This window comes from Halomonas qaidamensis, from assembly GCF_025917315.1.
GTDB lineage: Bacteria > Pseudomonadota > Gammaproteobacteria > Pseudomonadales > Halomonadaceae > Vreelandella > Vreelandella qaidamensis.
In genome coordinates this window covers 1,020,936-1,041,947 of record NZ_CP080627.1, presented here as the reverse complement: position 1 = coordinate 1,041,947, position 21,012 = coordinate 1,020,936, and the positions used below count along the sequence as shown (strand labels likewise).

The window sequence follows — 21,012 nt, the reverse complement described above, 5'->3', positions numbered from 1 at the left end:
GTCATTCCTCGTTGCGCCCACTCTCCAGGCAAGAGTAGCTCAAAACCATTTTAAAATACCTGCAAATACATCCAATATAACTCCATATACCATCCATATGGATGTTATATTAATCTTCCCACGACATGTGTCAAGCAATGAGACGAGCGAAAGCGTTTCAACAGCATGCAGTTTGATGGGGAGTTAACACAGATGAGCGGGTAATCAACGACCTAGCTAAGCTGTCGCTGAATTGACTTATTTCTCCCTTATGGTGAAGCAGTGACGCTTTTTGGATTTGGAGGTTCGCTTGCACATCGCAGATGTGACGATGTTTTATGCCCCCGCTAGCGGCGGTGTACGCACCTATTTACAAGCCAAGCACCGTGTTTTATCTGGGACTCCCCACCTGCGTACCAGCTTGCTGGTGCCAGGATCGGAGCGAGATAGTCTTGGCGATCACCACACCTTACCCGCATTGCACCTCCCCTTGGGTCAGGGGTATCGGTTCCCACTGAGAGGGTCACACTGGCGTGATGCGTTGATTGATCTTAAGCCAGACCTTATCGAGGCGGGTGACCCCTATGTAACGGCGTGGGCGGCTCTCGCGGCGGGACAAAAGCTTGGGGTGCCGGTGGTAGGGTTTTATCACTCAGATCTTCCGCGCTTAATGGGGGATCGCTTTGGCCGCTACGTTGAGAAACGCTTAACGCGCTATGTCAAAGACCTCTACTGCCAATTTGATAGCGTGTTAGCCCCCTGTAACGCTATGGCGAATCGCTTAAGAGAGTGGGGAGTCGATAACGTTCGCGTACAGCCATTAGGGGTCGATTTAAACCATTTCCACCCCCAGCAGCGTGACCCCTCTTTCCGTCAAGGCATGGGTATACCCAGTGATAAAAAACTGCTGATCTTTGTGGGACGTAATTCCCGCGAGAAAAATATTGATGTGCTACTTGCAACGATGCGCCAACTCGGCAGCCATTATCATTTATTGCTGATGGGGCCTGGCATGCCCCATCAGGTACCCAACAATGTCACTGTCGTGGATCGCTGCTGTGGCGCGCACGAGGTGGCGAAAGCACTGGCCAGTAGCGATGCCCTGCTGCATGCAGGCACCCGCGAAACATTTGGTCTAATCGCTCAAGAAGCGATGGCATGCGGTATCCCTGTTGTAGGAGCAAGAGCCGGTGCGCTGGCTGAAAATGTGCCGCTAGGCGCAGGCATACTGTGCCAACCCCTCGACCCAAGCGCCATGGCTGAAGCTTGCACAGTCCTGTTCAGCAACGACATTGTCGCCAGCGGCCGTTATGCCCGTCATTATGTCGAACGTCTGTTCAGTTGGGATAACGTTATCCAGTCACTACTTGAGCACTACATCGACCTTTGCAATATTGAACGGCCCAATGCCCTCGCCCACCACCACTAAGCCTCAACGGCTGCTACGTTTTCGCCCGCTGCATGGTTTTATGCTGGCTGGGGCGCTCTTAATCCCACTAGTGCTTACCACTTGGCTAGGCGGCGTTGAGGCGCTGCAGCGTATTAAAAAGTTTCCCTTCGAGTTAGTGCTGTTAATGCTGCTACTGGCGTTTCTGTGTTGGAACCTGAATGCAGCAAGACTGCGACTAATGCTAGACGGCCGAGCGGGTCAACTCGGCCAACGTGGCGCACTGGGGATCGAGCTAGCGTCTAAGTTTGCACTATGCGCTACACCAGGAGGGAGTGGCGGCGCAGCTACTCTGCTGTTACTACTCGCACGGCGCGGCTTACCTCCCGCCAAAGGGGCGGCAGTGTTCTTGATTGACCAGGGCTGCGACTTGCTGTTCTTTCTCGCCATGCTGAGCGGCTTGGTGCTTTTTTCACTGGTTAGCGACACCCAGTGGCCGCATCAGTCCCTAGTACAGTGGGCGCTCGTCGGTTTAGCATTCATGGCTACGCTGGTCAGTGTTGTTATGTACTATTTGCCAAGCCTGCTGCGTGCAGGCGGCGTTATAACAGTCTGGCCAAGCCGTTATCGACGGCGCTGGCTAACACGCCGTTTATTACGATGCCGACATGCACTCAAAGCCACCCTCGCACTTCCACGCACAACACTACTCGCGATGATGCTGCTGACCACAGCGCATTGGTTAATGCGCTATAGCTTGCTCTATATAGCGGTGCTAGGCGTGGATGGCCATGCCGATTGGATGTGGACATTTTTAACCCAAATGCTGGCCATGGCGGCTAGCCAGCTTAGCTTTCTTCCCGGCGGCGCAGGAGCTGCTGAAGTGGGGGTTGGCAGTTTGTTGCTACCCTTAATGGAGCGTGAGCAGGCCGCAGCAGCCGTCTTAGTGTGGCGACTGGTGAGCTATCACCTTTATTTGGCAGTAGGGGCGCCTCTCTTTATTCTTTACAGTTACCGAATGCTGCGCCAAAAAACCGACACTAAAACATCAAAAAGTTAACCATGCACCAATGAATAAGGGCGCCTTGAAAGGCGCCCTTATCGCGTGCTTCGAGAGGTCAGTTGGCTTACCAGCCAGTCACTTCTTTCAGTGCATCGCCGATCTCAGCCAAAGAACGCACGGTTTTAACACCAGCATCTTCCAGAGCAGCAAACTTCTCATCGGCAGTACCTTTACCACCAGAGATGATCGCGCCCGCGTGGCCCATGCGCTTGCCAGGAGGTGCAGTCACACCGGCAATGTAGGAAACCACAGGCTTAGAAACGTTGGCTTTGATGTAAGCCGCTGCTTCTTCTTCAGCCGTACCACCGATTTCACCGATCATGACGATCGCTTCGGTTTTCGGGTCTTTCTCGAACATTTCTAGAATGTCGATGAAGTTAGAGCCTGGAATCGGGTCACCACCGATACCGACACAGGTAGACTGGCCGAAACCATGGTCAGTTGTCTGCTTAACGGCTTCATAGGTCAGGGTGCCTGAACGCGACACGATACCGACTTTACCCGGCTGGTGAATGTGGCCCGGCATGATGCCGATTTTACATTCACCGGGTGTGATAACACCTGGGCAGTTCGGGCCGATCAGACGTACGCCCAGCTCGTCGCATTTTACTTTTGCTTCGAGCATGTCTAGCGTCGCGATGCCTTCGGTGATGCACACGATTAGCTTGATACCCGCGTTAGCGGCTTCAAGAATCGAGTCTTTACAGAACGGTGCCGGAACGTAGATCACGCTGGCTTCAGCACCGGTTTTCTCAACCGCTTCTTTCACGGTGTTGAAAACGGGCAGGCCCAGGTGAGTCTGGCCGCCTTTGCCCGGTGTAACACCACCGACCATTTGCGTGCCGTAGGCAATCGCCTGTTCGGAGTGGAACGTGCCCTGGCCACCGGTGAAACCTTGGCAGATGACCTTGGTGTTCTTATCGATCAGGATGCTCATTACTTGCCCTCCGCTGCTTTTACAACCTGCTGAGCCGCGTCGGTCAGACTGGTAGCAGCGATGATGTTCAGACCGCTAGACGCCAGTTTTTCAGCGCCCAATTCAGCGTTGTTACCTTCCAGGCGTACAACTACCGGAACGTTAACACCGACTTGTTCAACAGCACCGATGATGCCTTCAGCAATCATGTCGCAACGAACAATACCGCCGAAGATGTTCACCAGAACCGCTTTGACGTTGTCGTCAGACAAGATGATCTTGAACGCTTCTGCAACGCGCTCTTTGGTCGCGCCGCCGCCAACGTCCAAGAAGTTAGCAGGCTTGCCGCCGCTCAGGTTGACGATGTCCATGGTACCCATGGCCAGGCCAGCACCGTTAACCATGCAGCCGATGTTGCCATCAAGTGCTACATAGTTCAGTTCCCACTTCGCCGCATCCGCTTCACGCTGATCTTCCTGGGAAGGATCGCGCATCGCCTGAAGATCTGGGTGACGGTATAGCGCGTTGCTGTCGAGTCCCAGTTTTGCGTCGAGGCAGTGCAGATTGCCTTCGTCGGTAATCACTAGCGGGTTAATTTCTAACAGCGCCAGATCCTTATCATGGAACAGCTTAGAAAGGCCCAGGAAAATCTTGGTGAACTGCTTGATCTGGTCGCCTTTAAGGCCCAGAGCAAAGGCCAACTCACGCGCTTGGTAGGGTTGTGCGCCGACCAGCGGATCGATCTCAGCTTTCAGAATCTTTTCCGGCGTTTCTTCAGCAACGGTCTCGATTTCAACACCGCCTTCGGTAGAGGCCATGAAGACCACGCGACGGGTAGTGCGGTCAACAACGGCGCCAAGATACAGCTCATCAGCGATATCGGTGCAGGTCTCAACCAAAATCTTAGCAACCGGCTGACCTTTTTCGTCAGTTTGGAAGGTTACTAGGTTCTTGCCTAACCACTGCTCGGCGAAAGCTTTTGCTTCGGCCGGATCTTTAATCAGCTTAACGCCGCCCGCTTTACCGCGGCCACCAGCGTGAACCTGGGCTTTAACTACCCACATGTCACCGCCGATCTTTTTGCACGCTTCTTCGGCTTCTTCGGGAGTGTCCACGGCAAAGCCTTTAGACACTGGTAGACCATAATCAGCAAACAGCTGTTTGCCTTGATACTCGTGAAGGTTCATCGATTCATGCCATTGGTTGCATGTGACTCGAACGATGCCCCGCTACTTTAAAAGCGGGACATCCCCGTACTTTCGACTCTGATGACTAGCCTCACAGAGCCGAAAGTGTTGCGCCACCTGTCGGTGGCGCTTGGTTGTTGCTTAGCGAATTACTTACGCTTCTTACGGTTAGCCATATGAATGGCATGGCCTTCTACCGCAAGTGCTGCTTCGTGTACGGCTTCCGACATGGTCGGGTGTGCATAGCAAGTCAACGCTAGGTCTTCGGCACTGGAACCAAATTCCATTGCAATCACGCCTTGAGCAATCATTTCGCCCGCGTGTTGACCAACGATATGCATACCAAGAATACGGTCAGTTTCCGCATCGGCAATAATCTTAGCGCTGCCTTCGGTGGCATTGTTCGCCATCGCACGACCACTTGCCGCAAATGGGAAGCTGCCGGTCTTAACTTCAATGCCTTTAGCTTTGGCATCTTGCTCGGTCATACCGACCCACGCGACTTCCGGGAACGTGTAAATCACGTTCGGAATCGTGTCATAGTTCATCTCGGCTTTATGGCCAGCGATAATATCAGCAACCATGATGCCTTCTTCAGATGCCTTGTGCGCCAGCATGGGGCCACGCACACAGTCACCAATGGCATAAACACCCGGTACGTTAGTGCGGCACTGGTCATCAACAAAGATAAAGCCACGCTCGTCCAGCTCAACGCTAACGCCATCGGCAATGACGCCTTTGGTGTAAGGGCGACGACCAACGCAAACAATCAGTTTGTCGAAGGTCATTTCCTGCTCGCCGTTGGCATCGGTGTACTTAACGATGACTTCATCGCCATTGGTTTCAGAACCAGTGACGCGGGCGCCCAGTTTAATATCCAAACCCTGCTTCTTGAGCAGTTTTTGTGTTTCTTTAGCGATTGCCGTATCGACCATCGGTAAGAAACTATCCATCGCTTCCAGAACGGTAACTTCAGAACCCAAACGGCTCCAAACGCTACCCAGTTCCAGGCCAATAACACCAGCACCGATAACACCCAAACGCTTCGGTGTTTCCTGGAATTCCAGTGCGCCGGTAGAGTCAACAATCAAGCCTTCGGTTAGCGGCGTCGGTGGGATTTCAACCGGCACGGAACCTGCGGCAATGACGATGTTATCAGCGTCGTACGTGGTGGTGTTGCCGTCTAGATCAGTGACTTCAACTTGCTTACCGGAAACCACTTTACCGGTACCTTCGATAGCGGTAACGCCGTTAGCCTTAAACAAGCCTGAGATGCCGCCAGTCAAGTTCTTAACGATCTTGTCCTTGCGAGCCATCATCTTTTTGACGTCCATGGTGACGTCACCGGCATTGATACCCATATCGTCGAAATCGTGCTTGGCTTCAACGTACTTATGCGAGGCTTCAAGCAACGCTTTAGACGGGATACAACCGACGTTCAAGCACGTTCCGCCGTGAACGACATTGCCTTCTTTACCAATCCATTTTTCAACACAAGCGGCTTTCAGGCCCAGCTGCGCAGCGCGGATAGCCGCTACGTAGCCACCAGGGCCTGCACCGATAACGATCACATCAAACTTGTCAGCCATGTTGGCTCCTTTAGCTTGGTTGCCTCCTCCCGTTTGAATCTAAATCGGGCAGGAGGCAAGGTGCGATTGCATTAGAACGCTAATACAGCAGCGGAGGCGGATCAACGCGCTCCGTTATACGTCCAGCAGCAAGCGAGCCGGGTCTTCCAGCAGCTCTTTAATAGTAACCAGGAATCGTACCGCATCTTTACCATCAATCATGCGGTGGTCGTAAGAAAGCGCTAGATACATCATCGGGCGAATCTCGACCTTACCATTCACAGCCATGGGACGATCCTGGATTTTGTGCATGCCCAGGATAGCGGTCTGAGGCGGATTGATAATCGGGGTCGACATCAACGAACCAAACGTACCGCCGTTAGTAATAGTGAAGGTGCCACCGATCATGTCATCCATGCCCAGCTTGCCGTCACGACCACGCTTACCGAAATCAACAATGGTGCGCTCAACGTCAGCAATCTTCATGCTGTCAGTGTCACGCAGTACCGGTACAACTAGGCCACGATCCGTTGATACCGCGACGCCAATATCTTGATAACCGTGGTAAACGATATCGGTACCGTCAATAGAAGCATTAACATCCGGGAAGCGCTTGAGTGCTTCAGAAGCCGCTTTCACAAAGAAGCCCATAAAGCCCAGTTTAATATCGTGGGTTTTCTGGAACGTATCTTTGTACTGAGCACGCAGGGCCATGATTTCAGTCATGTCCACTTCGTTGTACGTGGTCAGCATGGCAGCGGTTTGCTGTGCCTGAACTAGGCGCTTAGCAATGGTTTGACGCAGACGCGTCATCGGAACGCGCTTCTCAACGCGATCCCCTTCTACTGCCGGTGCGGCAGCAGCTTTCGCTGGGGCTGAAGATTTCGATGCTTTTTTGGCAGAGCCGTCTTTCACTGCTTTTTGCACGTCTTCTTTCAAGATGCGGCCACCTTTGCCGGTGCCCTCAATCTTAGAAACATCCAGATCATGCTCAGCGACCATTTTGCGGGCAGCAGGGGCTAAGATTTTATCACCAACTTTCTCATCAGAGCCTTCGTCATCGGTACCCGCAGCGCTGGAAGAAGAGGTACTGCTGCTCTCTTCACTTGCACCACCAGCACCTTCAGTGAAGACGGCTAGAATCGCTTCGGATTCAACTTGGCTGCCTTCTTCGGCTTTAATTTCAGCCAGTGCGCCATCAGCCGGTGCAACAACTTCTAGCACAACCTTATCGGTTTCGATATCGGCCAGCACCTCATCGCGCTTAACCGCCTCACCTACCTTCTTGTGCCATGTTGCCACGGTGCCTTCCTGAATAGACTCAGGGAAGCTTGGGGCTTTTACGTCATGCTGCTTACCACCGCTGTTACCGCCGCTGGTTTTTTTCTCTTCTTGCTTATCGTCTTTCTTTTCGTCTTTTTTAGCATCAGAAGATGATTCTTCTTTGCTGCCAGACGCGTTGCCTTCACCAATTTTGCCCAGCACCTGCTCTGACTCAACGGTATCGCCTTCTTCGGCCATTACGTCAGTCAGGGTACCCGCTTCCGGTGCGACGACTTCGAGCACCACTTTGTCGGTTTCGATTTCAACAATCAGCTCGTCGCGTTCGACGCTGTCACCCGGCTTTTTATGCCACGCAGCCACAGTGCCTTCGGCAACGGATTCCGGAAAGGTTGGCGCTTTGATCTCAGTAGCCATGTCGTTTCCCTTATATGTTCTCTAAACCCGGTGGGCGCTTATAGGTTAAAAGCGTCTTCCACCAGCTGGCGCTGCTGTTCAGTGTGGACGGACATATAGCCAGCTGCCGGTGCGGCAGAGGCAGGACGTCCTGCAAATTTCAAATCACGTCCGAAGCCATCTTTCAGCATATCGGCCACGGCGCGCATGTGGTGCTGACTTGAGTACCAAGCGCCCTGGTTCAGCGGCTCTTCCTGGCACCACACGATGTCTTCCACATTGGCATACGCCTGGAGCACTTCCAGAAGCTCTTCTTTCGGGAAGGGGTAGAGCTGCTCAAGACGAATAATCGCCGTATCATCACGCTCGTTTTCTGCACGCCAGTTGGCTAGGTCGTAGTACACCTTGCCAGCACACATAATAACGCGAGTCACTTTCTCTGCCTCAAGATTCGCTTGATCTGGCAAGACCATGTGGAACTTGCCATGAGCGAGATCTTCTAGGCTAGATACTGCTTCTTTATGACGCAACAGCGACTTCGGCGACATCACTACCAACGGCTTACGCAGCGGGCGAATGACCTGACGTCGCAACAGGTGATAAATCTGTGCAGGTGTCGTCGGCACACATACTTGCATATTGTGCTCAGCGCACAGCTGCAAGAAACGCTCTAATCGAGCAGATGAGTGCTCAGGGCCTTGCCCTTCATAGCCGTGCGGCAACAGCATGGTTAGGCCACACAGCCGGCCCCATTTGGTTTCACCAGAGGATATAAACTGGTCAACCACCACCTGGGCGCCATTGAAGAAGTCACCAAACTGGGCTTCCCAAATGACTAAGTCGTTTGGCGCTGTTGTAGAGTAGCCATATTCAAAGGCCAACACCGCTTCTTCTGACAAGAAAGAGTCATGAATCGTAAAGCGCGGCTGACCATCAGACATGTTCTGCAACGGCACATAAGTAGAACCGTCTTTCTGATTGTGCACAACCGCATGGCGGTGAGAGAACGTCCCACGACCAACATCCTGACCGGTAATACGGATCGGGTGGCCCTGATCAAGCAGCGTGGCATACGCTAGCGTTTCAGCGAAGCCCCAGTTAAGCCCCATGCCGCCCGCCTGCATTTTGCGACGGTCTTCATAGATCTTAGCGACCTGGCGCTGAACTTCGACCCCGTCAGGGATATCGCACATTCGTGCTGCCAACTGTTGCAGACGCTTCATATCGAAGGTGGTGTCTGCATCGCCAGTCCACTCGTGTCCCAGGTAAGGCGCCCAGTCCACAAACAGTGAGGTATTCGGCTCTTGCACCAAGGCATTTGCTACGTGGTTACCTGCCACAAGATCATCGCGGTAGGTTTCAACCATTGCCTTAGCATCTTCTTCTGATAGTACGCCCTGTTCTACTAAGCGCTGAGCATAGAGAGAACGCGAAGAAGGATGATCTTTAATTTTGGCGTACATCATTGGCTGGGTGCCCGATGGCTCGTCGGCCTCGTTATGGCCGCGACGGCGATAGCACACCAAATCAATAACAACATCTTTTTTGAACTGCTGACGGTAGTCCAATGCCACCTGGGTTGCATGGATCACTGCATCGGGATCGTCGCCGTTAACATGGAAAATCGGCGCCTGAACCATCTTAGCAATATCGGTACAGTACTCAGTAGAACGTGCATCCAAGGGGTTCGAGGTTGTGAAACCCACTTGGTTGTTAATCACGATATGTACTGTACCGCCGGTCTTATAGGCACGGGTTTGAGACATCTGGAATGTCTCCATGACCACGCCTTGACCAGCAAATGCGGCATCACCATGGACGTTGATTGGCAGTACTTTACTGCCCTCTTCGTCATTACGGCGATCTTGACGTGCCCGCACTGAGCCTTCAACCACTGGCGCAACAATTTCCAAATGCGACGGGTTAAAGGACATGGCCAAGTGAACTTCACCACCAGGCGACATGACGTTAGAGCTAAAGCCTTGGTGATATTTTACGTCACCAGAACCACGTTCGATCACCTTTTTACCGTCGAACTCATCGATCAATTCAGCGGGATTTTTACCCAAAATATTGACCAGTAAGTTGAGACGACCACGGTGAGCCATGCCAATAACGACTTCTTTGGTGCCATAACCGCCGGAGCGCTGAATCAACTCGTCCATCATTGGAACAAATGATTCACCGCCTTCCAAACCAAAGCGCTTTGTACCTGGGTACTTAGACGCTAGGTAATTTTCCAGGCCTTCAGCAGCGGTGAGGCGCTCCAGCACGTGCTTACGCACGTCATCGCTGAATTTCGGCGCACTTCGCACCGATTCAAAACGCCGCTGCAACCAGCGTTTTTCTTCGGTATCGACGATGTGCATAATTTCGCAGCCGATGGAGCGACAATAGGTCTGCTCCAGTGCGTCAACGATCTCACGCAACGGTGCTTTATCGATACCTAGAAAAAACGAGCCAGTCTGGAACTCGGTGTCAAGATCAGCCTTAGAAAGCTGATGAAATGACAGATCGAGGTCTGGGACGGGGGTGGGATTACGCAGTCCTAGCGGGTCGATATTGGCCTTCTGATGGCCACGAAAGCGGTATGCGTTAATCAGCTGCAGGACTTTCACCTGCTTCTTATTCTCACCGCTATCCGCAGCGGCGGCTACCCGACCTGGGCGACTTTCACGACCCAGTTGGTAGAACTGATCACGAGTGGGGCTTAGTGGAACATCGTGGGAGGCACTGCCTTCAGAACGTGGCAGCTGATCAAAATAGCTGCGCCATTCGTCTGAGACAGAATCAGGATCGGCGAGGTACTGCTCATAAAGCGCTTCCACGTAGTGGACATTGCCACCACTAACGTGAGAGGAACGCCACATCAACTCCATTATGCCTTGTTGCATCTCTCGGTCACCCTGCACTGATGGGGTGGTATCGGTATCGCTGCAATCGCGCAACGACATCGCTATTGCCCTGCCGGCGGGGCGGGACATTTGCCGGCGGCGCCGACCGTAGGCCGGAAGCCCTGTTCATACTGCATTTTCGTAACGAACTACGCTACGAATTTCATTACGAACTAATATCGCTTAGCATTTACTGCACGACGCGTTTCTTTATTTGGTCATACTCAATCAGTTCATGCTCAAAAGCCGGTACTTGCGGCACCGGCTTTTAAACTTGGCTGATAAGGTAGTGCGACGCGTCGCCGCACCACCAAACCTCCCTATGATAACAAGCGAAGCGCCACGATTTAAGTAGCTTTATGCAGCAACTTACGCGGCGCTCGCATTTTTTTCATAGGATTAGGCGTTTACGTCGCATCGGCCAGCAACATTTCACGAATTTTACCAATTGCGCGGGTCGGATTTAGCCCTTTTGGACATACCGCAACGCAATTCATGATCCCGCGGCAGCGGAAAACAGAGAACGGATCTTCCAAGCTTGTAAGACGTTCACGGGTAGCCGTGTCGCGCGTATCTGCAAGGAAGCGGTATGACTGGAGCAAACCAGCCGGACCAACAAATTTATCCGGATTCCACCAGAAAGATGGGCAAGACGTAGAACAGCATGCACACAGGATACATTCGTACAGACCATCTAGCTTGTCGCGCTCTTCTGGCGATTGCAGACGCTCAATCGCTGGTGCTGGGGTATCATTTTGCAGGTACGGCTGAATACGCTCGTACTGCTTATAGAATAGCCCCATATCAACGACCATATCGCGGATAACCGGCAAACCAGGCAGCGGGCGCAAGGTCAGCTTATTGCCTTTAACGACGTCTGACAGCGGCGTAATACACGCCAAACCGTTCTTACCATTCATATTCATACCGTCGGAACCGCACACACCTTCGCGGCAGCTGCGACGGAAAGCAAGCCCACTATCCTGCACTTTCATCAGGTGCAGGACATCTAGCACCATCAAATCGCGGCCTTTCGTATCGACCTGGAACTCCTGCATATAGGGCGCGGAGTCGGTTTCCGGATTGTAGCGATATACGGATACCTGAAGGTTAGACATGGTGACTCCCTCTCATCAGTGCAGAGATTAGTAGGTGCGAACCTTAGGCTCGAACGTATCAACAGTTTTAGGCTTGAAGTTGACGTCGCGCTTCTTCAGCTCTTTCGTGGCCGGGAAGTAGAGCGAGTGCTTCAGCCAGTTGACATCATCACGGTCAGGATAGTCGTAGCGCGAATGCGCGCCGCGGCTTTCATTACGCTCAAGGGCAGCAATCGCCGTTGCTTCTGCCACTTCCATGAGGTTATCAAGCTCTAACGCTTCAACACGCGCCGTGTTGAAAGCATTGGACTTGTCCGGCAGGTGGGCATTGGCAATACGGCTGCGCAGATCCGCTAGCTTTTTGACACCTTCCTGCATGTTTTTCTCTTCTCGGAATACACCAAAAGAGGTCTGCATGATGTCTTGAAGCTCTGCTTTAAGCTCAGGAATGCTTTCGCCACCTTCCGACTCATTCCAGCGCGTAATACGCTTCATCGCTGACTCAATATCAGACTCAGAAGCATCTAGGTATTCAATACCTTCGTTAAGCGCGCCTTCAATAAACATACCCGCCGCACGACCGAATACCACCAAGTCTAGCAGAGAGTTACCACCCAAGCGGTTGGCACCGTGAACCGATACACACGCCGCTTCACCACAAGCGAACAGACCGTTAATGATATGATCGTTGCCGCTTTCGTCCTGGGTAATTGCCTGGCCATGAATATTGGTCGGAATACCACCCATCATGTAGTGGCAAGTAGGCACGACAGGAATCGGGTCTTTGGCAGGATCGACGTGAGCGAACGTTTTCGACAGTTCAACGATACCCGGCAGACGCTTACCAAGCACCTCTTCGCCCAGATGGTCAAGCTTCAAGAAGACGTGATCACCCTTCTCGCCACAGCCTCGGCCTTCAAGAATTTCCATGACCATAGAGCGTGCAACTACGTCACGGCCGGCCAAATCTTTGGCGTTCGGTGCGTAGCGTTCCATGAAGCGCTCACCGTCTTTATTGATCAGGTAACCACCTTCACCACGGCAACCTTCAGTTACCAGGGTACCCGCACCGTAGATACCGGTCGGGTGGAACTGCCACATTTCCATATCCTGCATCGGGAAGCCAGCACGTAATGCCATGCCAATACCGTCGCCCGTATTGATCAAGGCATTAGTCGTAGAAGCATAAATACGGCCGGCACCACCAGTGGCTAGCACCGTGGCTTTCGATTTAACGTGGACGACTTCGCCTGTCTCGATGCACATAGCGATACAGCCCACTACGTCACCGTTGCTGTTTTTCACCAAATCAACCGCATACCACTCATTTAAGAATGTGGTGTTGTTCTTGAGGTTGTTTTGGTAAAGCGTGTGTAGCAATGCGTGGCCTGTACGGTCTGCGGCTGCGCAAGTACGAGCCGCTTGACCGCCTTCGCCGAAGTTTTTCGACTGCCCACCAAACGGACGCTGATAAATACGGCCATTATCGAAACGTGAGAACGGCAACCCCATGTGCTCAAGCTCAAAGACTGCCTTCGGGCCTTCTGAACACATGTATTCAGCCGCATCCTGGTCAGCGATATAGTCGCCGCCTTTAACGGTGTCATACATGTGCCAACGCCAATCATCATTCGGATCTGAAGAGGCGATTGCGCAAGTGATGCCACCTTGAGCAGAAACCGTGTGAGAGCGCGTCGGGAACACTTTGGACAGTACTGCTGTCTTTTTACCGGACTTAGCCAGTTCAAGAGCGGCACGCAAGCCAGAGCCACCGCCACCGATGATAATGGCATCAAACGTCAAGCTACGAAGGTTAGACATGTATCAAGCTCCCCACAGAATTTGAATGCCCCATACCAGGTACACGAAGATGGCCAGAATAATCAGGGTCTGGGCACCTACGCGCTGGCGAGTGGACTTGAGGTAATCGGTGGTGACCGTCCACAAACCGATCCAGGCGTGCGCTGCAATGGAAACAAACGCTAGCAGCGAAAAAATACGCATCCATGTTTGCTCGAACAATCCGCTCCAGGCGTAATAATCCAAATTAGGATTGAACAGCAGGTAAGCAACGATAAAAATGGTATATAAAGCCAGAATTACCGCTGAAACGCGCTGCATCAGCCAATCGGATAACCCGCTACGGCCAAAACTTGTGATGTTGGTTACCATACCCAAACTCCTGCCAAAATAATCAGAACGGCGCTGACCACAACTGTGATCTGTGCTTTTTTCACACCACCTTCAAGGGTCACACCGATATCAGCATCCATTAGCAAGTGTTTAACACCTGCCACAAAATGGAATGCCAATGCCGATAACAAACCCCAAGCAATGAGTTTGGCTAGGAAGTTAGTGGCCAGTGCGTTGCTGACACTATCAAAGCCAGCAGGAGACGATAGCGATTTACCCAGCGCCCAAAAAGCGAAAATCAGGCCAACGAAGAGGATGACACCCGTAATACGGTGTGTAATCGACGTTAGCGCCGGTAGTGGGAAATGTATCGTAGTAAGGTCTAGGTTTACGGGTCGTTTACTATTCACGGCGTTATACACACTCTCTTGGCCCGCTCTGCGACAGGTCGGGCATGGCCCGAGCGGGCAGTGGTTGCTGGAAGGGGCTCGGCCGTTGCCAAGTCGGGCACGACCACCTACCTGCCGGTCGCGCGCCGTGGATTATAAGAACCTTCGCCCCTGCTGACAAACCGAACTCAGGCTTAACTCGACTATGGTGCAAGAAAAATGCAGCCAACCCGAGTCGATTTTGCGATGCAGCATGGTTATAGTGACAGTAGATTGAGGATTTGATAAGCCTGTTGACGTGTCGCCAATCCCCTGACACTTCGTTACTATGAACTCCTTTTTCATCATATACAAAAACTATCCACAACAACAATATTTGTACAAGGATACCTAGCGTTTAGGCTAATTGACAAAATGGCGCACACTTCTATAGTGGGCGAGCCTTTTTGCCGGCGCGGTATGCGAAACAACGACCTTACGTCCCAAACCGAATTCGAAAGGAGGCCAGCATGGCTGACAGGAAAGCAACATTGACGGTAGACGGTCTAGAAAAATCGATCGAACTACCCATGTATTCCGGCACACTTGGCCCCGACGTCATCGACGTACGCAGCCTGGGTGCCGAAGGCCTGTTTACCTACGACCCCGGCTTCATGGCCACTTCTTCTTGCCAATCAGCCATTACGTATATCGATGGCGGAAAAGGGATACTGCTACACCGTGGCTACCCTATTGATCAGCTCGCTAAAGAGTCCAATTTTGTAGAAGTTTGCTACACCCTGCTGTTCGGCGAATTGCCCAACGATGAACAGTACGCTGATTTTGAATCACGCATTCGTAATCACACCATGGTTCACGACCAAATCAACAACTTCTTCAAAGGGTTCCGCCGCGATGCGCACCCAATGTCTATCTTGTGCGGTGTTGTTGGTGGCTTAGCTGCCTTCTATCACGACCACATGGACATCACCCAAGAAGAAGATCGTGTGATCAGCGCTATTCGCCTCATTGCAAAAATGCCTACCCTGGCGGCAATGTCACATAAATATAACGTTGGCCAGCCCTTCAACTACCCGCGCAACGACCTGAGTTATGCAGAGAACTTCCTCTACATGATGTTCAGCAACCCGTGCGAAGAGTACAAAATCAATCCGGTATACGCGAAAGCTATGGACCGCATTTTTATGCTTCATGCGGACCATGAGCAAAACGCCTCTACCTCTACCGTACGTCTAGCAGGCTCAACCGGCGCTAACCCCTTTGCATGTATCAGCGCAGGTATTGCAGCGTTGTGGGGCCCAGCACATGGCGGCGCGAATGAAGCCGTACTAAACATGCTGGACGAAATTGGCGATGACTCAGAAGAGAATATTCAGCGCTTTGTCGATAAGGCAAAAGATAAAGACGACCCCTTCAAGCTAATGGGCTTTGGCCACCGCGTGTATCGCAACTTTGACCCGCGCGCCAAAGTAATGAAAGAGACCTGCGACGAAGTACTAGCCGAGCTTGGCCTAGCCGACGACCCGCAGCTCAAAATCGCCAAGCGCCTTGAGCAAATCGCCCTGGAAGATGAGTACTTCATCGAGCGCAAGCTGTATCCAAACGTCGATTTCTACTCTGGCATCATCCTTAAAGCCATGGGCATTCCGACCAACATGTTTACCGTGATTTTCGCGGTATCTCGCACCATCGGCTGGATCTCTCACTGGCATGAAATGCTCAGCGAAAGCTATAAAATCGGCCGTCCGCGCCAGCTGTATATCGGCCACGATATGCGCGACTATCCTAAAAAATAACGCTGCAATAACAACGCAGCGTCACTAGGATAATAAAAGGCCACCCCATGGGTGGCCTTTTGCTTATCGTAAATCCACTTTTCTTTGTTACACCCTTCACTAACAAGGTGCTCTATGCGAACAATCACCACGGTTGCCTTTATTGGCCTCGGCGTTATGGGCTACCCCATGGCAGGCCACCTCGCCCAACAAGGCTTAACAACGCGTGTTTACAACCGCACCAGCAGCAAAGCCGATGCCTGGGCAAAAGAGCATGGCGGCACCGCCCACGCCACCCCTAGAGAAGCCGCCGAAGGCGCCGACCTTGTATTGGTATGCGTTGGGAATGACGATGACGTCAGGCAAGTAACGACCGGCACCGACGGCGTTTTGAGCAGCATGACAACCGGCTCCTTCCTCATCGACCACACCACTGCTTCTGCAGACCTAGCCCTAGAACTAGATACCGTCTGCCGTGAACAAGGCGTTGGCTTTTTAGACGCTCCTGTGTCCGGCGGACAGCAAGGGGCTGAAAATGGTGCCCTGACAATTATGTGCGGTGGCGAGCAAGCACATTTTGATGCCGTGCAGCCGATTCTCAACCACTATGCTCGCGCCGTCACACTGATGGGCAGTGCCAGCAGCGGCCAACTGACCAAGATGGTCAACCAAATCTGCATTGCTGGCTTGGTGCAGGGGCTTGCTGAAGGCTTGCACTTCGCCGAACAAGCAGGTCTTGATCAGCAACAAGTAATCGATGTGGTTTCTAAGGGTGCTGCCGGTTCATGGCAAATGGAAAACCGCCACAAAACAATGATTGCCAACGAGTACAATCATGGTTTCGCTGTGGACTGGATGCGTAAAGATTTAGGGATATGTTTAGAACAAGCTCGCCGATTGAATGCCACGCTGCCTGTTACCGCACTTGTTGATCAATTTTATGCAGATGTACAACGCATGGATGGCGGCCGTTGGGACACTTCGTCGCTATTAAAGCGCCTACAAAAGCCAGAATAACGCTTGACATTTAAACTCCTCGATCTTGAAAAGGGTTTTCCACACTATCTGTGGATAACCCTGTTCACAACCACTACAAAACGTCCCACAATCGCCATGAACAGTGACCTAGCCTTAAATTGGTCATTTTTTAACCTAACATAACTTGTTGATTTAAAATGGTTTATGCTAAATCACTGATTTTTTGAAGTGATAATGCGAGGTTGTGCACAACCCCTTTCACAAACCTGCAAAAGTGGACAAGTCAAGCACAAAATCATCAAAAAACGATCGAAATAGACGCGATTTCAGGTAGCGACGTTAGCGATAGGAACGCAAAAACCGACAGATGGGCTGCGCCATTGCCTTTAATTAAAATGCGTATTTTAAGAATTTTTTTCTAAAAGCAGATTTGAAAAAAATAACGAGGGAAGTAGGAGGTGGCGTCCCATAGGGGGTTCGAACCCCTGTTACCGCCGTGAAAGGGCGGTGTCCTAGACCACTAGACGAATGGGACGTTATTAACCTGATAACAATACGGTCTTTAGACGCTATATAGAAAATCTCTTCATAAGAATTAATGATCGGAGTTTTCAATATTGGTGGAGCCTAGCGGGATCGAACCGCTGACCTCAACACTGCCAGTGTTGCGCTCTCCCAGCTGAGCTAAGGCCCCACATGTCTTGAAGACGGAGCGTATAGTACTGATTACGCCCGCCTTCGTCAAGCCTATTCGATACCAGCGGTGCAAAAACATAGCAGTAACATGCAGATCGCACCTTCTTTATTTCTTATGCTCTCACTATCCCTGTCGTTACCATCCGCATCTCGCGTTACCGTCTACAGCTCACGAAACTCTTTTTCGAAGCGCTTGGCCTGCTTCTTGGAAACGCCACCCAATACCTCAATCGCACTGCGCAGCCGTGCTCGTGTTACGTCTGACCCCAAGATCGCCATGGCATCCATTACCGACGTGCTTGACGTACTGCCTGTAATAGCAATAAAGACAGGGGCAAGGAAGCCCTTCATTTTAATATCAAAATGCTCAGCCAGCACTTTGACCTCAGCCAATAACGCCTCTTTATGCCAAGCAGGCACCGCTTCAAAGCGCCACACTAAGAACTGCAGTAATTTGACGAGTTCTTCTTTTTCAAGCTTCACGCTATCAAAGTCGTCTTCCGTTAGCGCAGGCAGGCCAGAGAAAAAATGCCCAGCTAGCGGAATCACTTGGGAAAGCGTTTCCACACGAGGACGTACCTGAGGCAATATTTGCTTCACATACTCCTCATTGAATGCCCACTCGCGAAGTGCACGAAGCAGCGCGTCGTCATCTAAATCTTCACGAATATAGACGCCGTTCAACCACGTCAGCTTTTCAAGATCAAATACCGGCCCACCCAACGATACCCGTTGAACATCAAACTCAGCCATCATCTCTGACAGGCTAAATTTCTCGCGCTCATCGGGCATCGACCAGCCCATGCGGCCCAAATAATTGGTGACGGCCTGAGGCAAAAAGCCCATCCGACGATAGTAGTTAATCGACGTCGGATTTTTCCGCTTGGAGAGCTTAGACTTATCAGGATTACGCAGAAGCGGCATGTGGCACAGCTGCGGCATATCCCAACCGAAGTATTCATATAGCAGCTGATGCTTCGGCGCTGAGTTAATCCACTCTTCGCCGCGCAACACATGGGTAATGTTCATCAAGTGATCATCAACCACGTTGGCCAAGTGATAGGTAGGCATGCCATCTGACTTCAGCAGAATTTGAGCATCAACTTGCGCCCATTCAACTTCGATTGTGCCGCGCAACATATCGTTCACCACACAAACGCCTGTACTCGGCACCTTCATACGAACGACATAAGGCCAGCCTTCCTGCTCACGACGAGCTTGCTCATCTGGGGCCAACGCTAGGTCAACTGGCTTCAAGGCCAAGTGCATACCGGCCGCTTTGCGCGCTTCTCTCAGTTCATCCAACTCTTCACTGGTGCGGTAACACTTAAAGGCATGCCCTGAATCCATAAGCTGCTGAGCGTACTGAGCGTAGATATCACCACGCTCGCTTTGCCGATACGGACCATGCGGGCCACCCACATCAGGGCCTTCATCCCACTCTAGGCCAAGCCAACGTAAAGAATCTAAAATCATCTGTTCTGATTCAGCGGTAGAGCGAACCCGATCGGTGTCTTCAATACGCAGAATGAACTGGCCGCCATGTTGGCGCGCAAAACAGAAATTAAATAGCGCAATATAGGCAGTTCCTACATGCGGGTCACCCGTCGGAGAAGGCGCGATACGAGTACGTACGGTCATCAAGATGTCCTTTTGGCAATAAAGCGTCACGGCATTATACGCACCCTTAGTGCAACCAACAGTATCTTGCAGGGAACGAGTTTGACTTAAAAGCGTCTGATCGAGAGCTGAAAGCTCACGGATAGGAAAAAGCTCACAGATAGGAAGATGCGCGTTAAAGCACAATCACTTAGTATGGCGAAGTACCTATGATTCGTGTTCATACTTGAAAACGCTTCGCGATTTCAGTATGTAAAGAACGCCGCCGAGTAAGGTGGAAGTACATTAAACGAGCTTATTTGGCTCATTGATAGGAATATAAAATGGAATCGCTAGGCTCACGTATCAAGCAACTGCGGCTTCGGGCCAAGCTCAACAAAGCTGCCCTTGCACGTAAAGTAGGCGTATCAGATGTCACCATTTCTTATTGGGAATCCGGAGCTATCAAACAAATCGGCCATGAACGTCTTGTTGCGCTCGCTGATGCCCTTGATTGCTCTTTAGCGACTCTTTTAGAAGGTGACAGTGCTCCCCCATTGCTAACCCTGACACATACCGGCCCCCTCCCCTGGGAACAGGTTCAGGCAACCACAATGACGGTACCACATCATCTGCCGCTAAAGATTGACTGGAAAGCCCCCTGCGTACTGGCAACTCCCGGCCAAGAAACGGATTTCTCTCCGGTGTCAGTAGGCGACTTAGTGCTATTAGGCCCTACCCATGTATTTCATAAAGCTGGCCATTATCTGATCCAGCGTGAACAAGGTTATGTTATTGAGCACTTTGCTAAAGCGCCCAGTGATACCACCATACATGCGGTACTGCTAGCACACTGGTCTCCTGCCTAAAGCATCTTATCTCCCCACATCCTACATTTCTTCAACCACGTCCACCTGATCGCGCGTACGCCTTGGTTCACTGCCCACTAAGAAGCTGCGCGAATAGGTGGCCACCTGCCCTAGTCCATGGCGAGTCTGGGTAACCAGCTCGCCAGCTAAGTGCTCTCCTTCATTGCCAATGCGCGCCTGCACCGAACTAGGCTGCACAGATGCTTCTGAAAGCTGAACCCTCACCATATATCTTCCATCTGGCAACCCGCTGCCAGAGCCAAAGGGGCCAGCATTAAACTTCCCGTCCAAAACATTGGTGCGCGCCTGCCAACGAACACGACTTATCTCACGCTCAATGGTTACCTGGATAAGGGCACCTTCCGGCAAATTGGTTTCGCCTTCTACCATTAAACGACGATCAGAGCGCAGAGAGGCCTTAGTCGAAATAGCTACGACAAGAGGATCAATCACCTCTTTTGGTTCGGCGCTTTCCTGTGGGCTAGGCGTTTCAACGACCGGCTCTGAGGGCGACTCTTCTTCCTGACTACCACAGCCAGCCAGCAGTAACACACTCACCAACACAAAACTGATACCACCTAGTGTCTTATGCATAGAGACTCCTCAACAACGAAATATCAGCTTACCACTGCCTAGCCCTCATCACATTGAATTAGACCGCAAAAGAAGCAAAGTGCTGCAAGGCTCACAAGAGTTATACAAAAACTAAACGCCAATAGCACGGCAAACGAAAAACACCTCATCATTTCGTCGCTAATCTGCCTGAAATATCAGAATAAAACACTGCACCGACCGACTGCCAGAA

The 21,012-nt window shown here is 51.7% G+C and carries 16 protein-coding genes and 2 tRNA genes; 5 read left to right on the top strand and 13 right to left on the bottom strand.

Annotated elements, in window-relative coordinates; translation table 11 throughout:
• The first annotated feature begins 289 nt into the window (after positions 1-289).
• On the top strand, positions 290-1,408 hold the full coding sequence (locus tag K1Y77_RS04860) for a glycosyltransferase family 4 protein (RefSeq protein WP_264430615.1): 1,119 nt from the start codon (positions 290-292) through the stop codon (positions 1,406-1,408).
• Positions 1,386-2,426 carry a lysylphosphatidylglycerol synthase transmembrane domain-containing protein gene (locus K1Y77_RS04855; RefSeq protein ID WP_264430614.1) on the top strand — a complete coding sequence of 347 codons (1,041 nt, stop codon included), beginning with the start codon at positions 1,386-1,388 and terminating at the stop codon, positions 2,424-2,426. Before K1Y77_RS04860 ends, K1Y77_RS04855 begins: the two co-directional genes overlap by 23 nt.
• Before the next feature lie 67 nt (positions 2,427-2,493).
• Here K1Y77_RS04855 and sucD read toward each other — a convergent pair whose 3' ends face one another.
• From sucD to sdhC, 9 genes are all read right to left on the bottom strand, one after another.
• On the bottom strand, positions 2,494-3,366 hold the full coding sequence (gene sucD / locus K1Y77_RS04850) for a succinate--CoA ligase subunit alpha (protein ID WP_009722518.1): 873 nt from the start codon (positions 3,364-3,366) through the stop codon (positions 2,494-2,496).
• Positions 3,366-4,532, bottom strand: coding sequence for an ADP-forming succinate--CoA ligase subunit beta (gene sucC / locus K1Y77_RS04845; protein WP_009722517.1), 1,167 nt, complete (start codon positions 4,530-4,532; stop codon positions 3,366-3,368). Before sucC ends, sucD begins: the two co-directional genes overlap by 1 nt.
• 149 nt (positions 4,533-4,681) lie before the next feature.
• Complete coding sequence (lpdA, locus tag K1Y77_RS04840) at positions 4,682-6,121, bottom strand: dihydrolipoyl dehydrogenase (protein ID WP_030070133.1); 1,440 nt, start codon at positions 6,119-6,121, stop codon at positions 4,682-4,684.
• 114 nt (positions 6,122-6,235) lie between these two features.
• Positions 6,236-7,798, bottom strand: a complete 1,563-nt coding sequence (gene odhB / locus K1Y77_RS04835; protein WP_264430608.1) for a 2-oxoglutarate dehydrogenase complex dihydrolipoyllysine-residue succinyltransferase — start codon at positions 7,796-7,798, stop codon at positions 6,236-6,238.
• A gap of 38 nt (positions 7,799-7,836) precedes the next feature.
• Positions 7,837-10,671, bottom strand: coding sequence for a 2-oxoglutarate dehydrogenase E1 component (locus tag K1Y77_RS04830; RefSeq protein WP_030070131.1), 2,835 nt, complete (start codon positions 10,669-10,671; stop codon positions 7,837-7,839).
• Between the two features lie 407 nt (positions 10,672-11,078).
• Positions 11,079-11,789, bottom strand: coding sequence for a succinate dehydrogenase iron-sulfur subunit (locus tag K1Y77_RS04825; RefSeq protein ID WP_030070130.1), 711 nt, complete (start codon positions 11,787-11,789; stop codon positions 11,079-11,081).
• Positions 11,790-11,816: 27 nt separating this feature from the next.
• The gene (gene sdhA / locus K1Y77_RS04820; protein ID WP_030070129.1) at positions 11,817-13,589 is read right to left on the bottom strand and encodes a succinate dehydrogenase flavoprotein subunit; all 1,773 of its coding nucleotides are present in this window, start codon (positions 13,587-13,589) and stop codon (positions 11,817-11,819) included.
• 3 nt (positions 13,590-13,592) lie between these two features.
• Positions 13,593-13,940, bottom strand: a complete 348-nt coding sequence (gene sdhD / locus K1Y77_RS04815; RefSeq protein ID WP_030070128.1) for a succinate dehydrogenase, hydrophobic membrane anchor protein — start codon at positions 13,938-13,940, stop codon at positions 13,593-13,595.
• Entirely contained in the window at positions 13,934-14,311 is a 378-nt protein-coding gene (sdhC, locus tag K1Y77_RS04810; RefSeq protein ID WP_198023687.1) for a succinate dehydrogenase, cytochrome b556 subunit, read from the bottom strand. The genes sdhD and sdhC overlap by 7 nt, the downstream gene beginning before the upstream one ends.
• A 488-nt stretch (positions 14,312-14,799) precedes the next feature.
• On the opposite strand from sdhC, the gene gltA reads away from it, so the two are divergent.
• Both gltA and K1Y77_RS04800 read left to right on the top strand, forming a co-directional pair.
• Positions 14,800-16,086, top strand: a complete 1,287-nt coding sequence (gene gltA / locus K1Y77_RS04805; protein ID WP_030070126.1) for a citrate synthase — start codon at positions 14,800-14,802, stop codon at positions 16,084-16,086.
• A 114-nt stretch (positions 16,087-16,200) separates the two neighbouring features.
• Positions 16,201-17,082 carry an NAD(P)-dependent oxidoreductase gene (locus K1Y77_RS04800; protein WP_264430605.1) on the top strand — a complete coding sequence of 294 codons (882 nt, stop codon included), beginning with the start codon at positions 16,201-16,203 and terminating at the stop codon, positions 17,080-17,082.
• A gap of 420 nt (positions 17,083-17,502) precedes the next feature.
• On the opposite strand, the gene K1Y77_RS04795 is transcribed toward K1Y77_RS04800, so the two are convergent.
• From K1Y77_RS04795 to gltX, 3 genes are all read right to left on the bottom strand, one after another.
• A tRNA-Glu gene (locus tag K1Y77_RS04795) sits at positions 17,503-17,578 on the bottom strand.
• An 83-nt stretch (positions 17,579-17,661) separates the two neighbouring features.
• Positions 17,662-17,737: transfer RNA gene (locus tag K1Y77_RS04790), tRNA-Ala, on the bottom strand.
• Positions 17,738-17,901: 164 nt separating this feature from the next.
• The gene (gltX, locus tag K1Y77_RS04785) at positions 17,902-19,380 is read right to left on the bottom strand and encodes a glutamate--tRNA ligase (protein WP_264430603.1); all 1,479 of its coding nucleotides are present in this window, start codon (positions 19,378-19,380) and stop codon (positions 17,902-17,904) included.
• Positions 19,381-19,682: 302 nt separating this feature from the next.
• Here gltX and K1Y77_RS04780 point away from each other — a divergent pair, with 302 nt between their 5' ends.
• Positions 19,683-20,207, top strand: coding sequence for a helix-turn-helix domain-containing protein (locus K1Y77_RS04780; RefSeq protein ID WP_030070123.1), 525 nt, complete (start codon positions 19,683-19,685; stop codon positions 20,205-20,207).
• Between the two features lie 21 nt (positions 20,208-20,228).
• Here K1Y77_RS04780 and K1Y77_RS04775 read toward each other — a convergent pair whose 3' ends face one another.
• Positions 20,229-20,801 carry a hypothetical protein gene (locus K1Y77_RS04775; protein ID WP_264018607.1) on the bottom strand — a complete coding sequence of 191 codons (573 nt, stop codon included), beginning with the start codon at positions 20,799-20,801 and terminating at the stop codon, positions 20,229-20,231.
• Between the last annotated feature and the right edge of the window lie 211 nt (positions 20,802-21,012).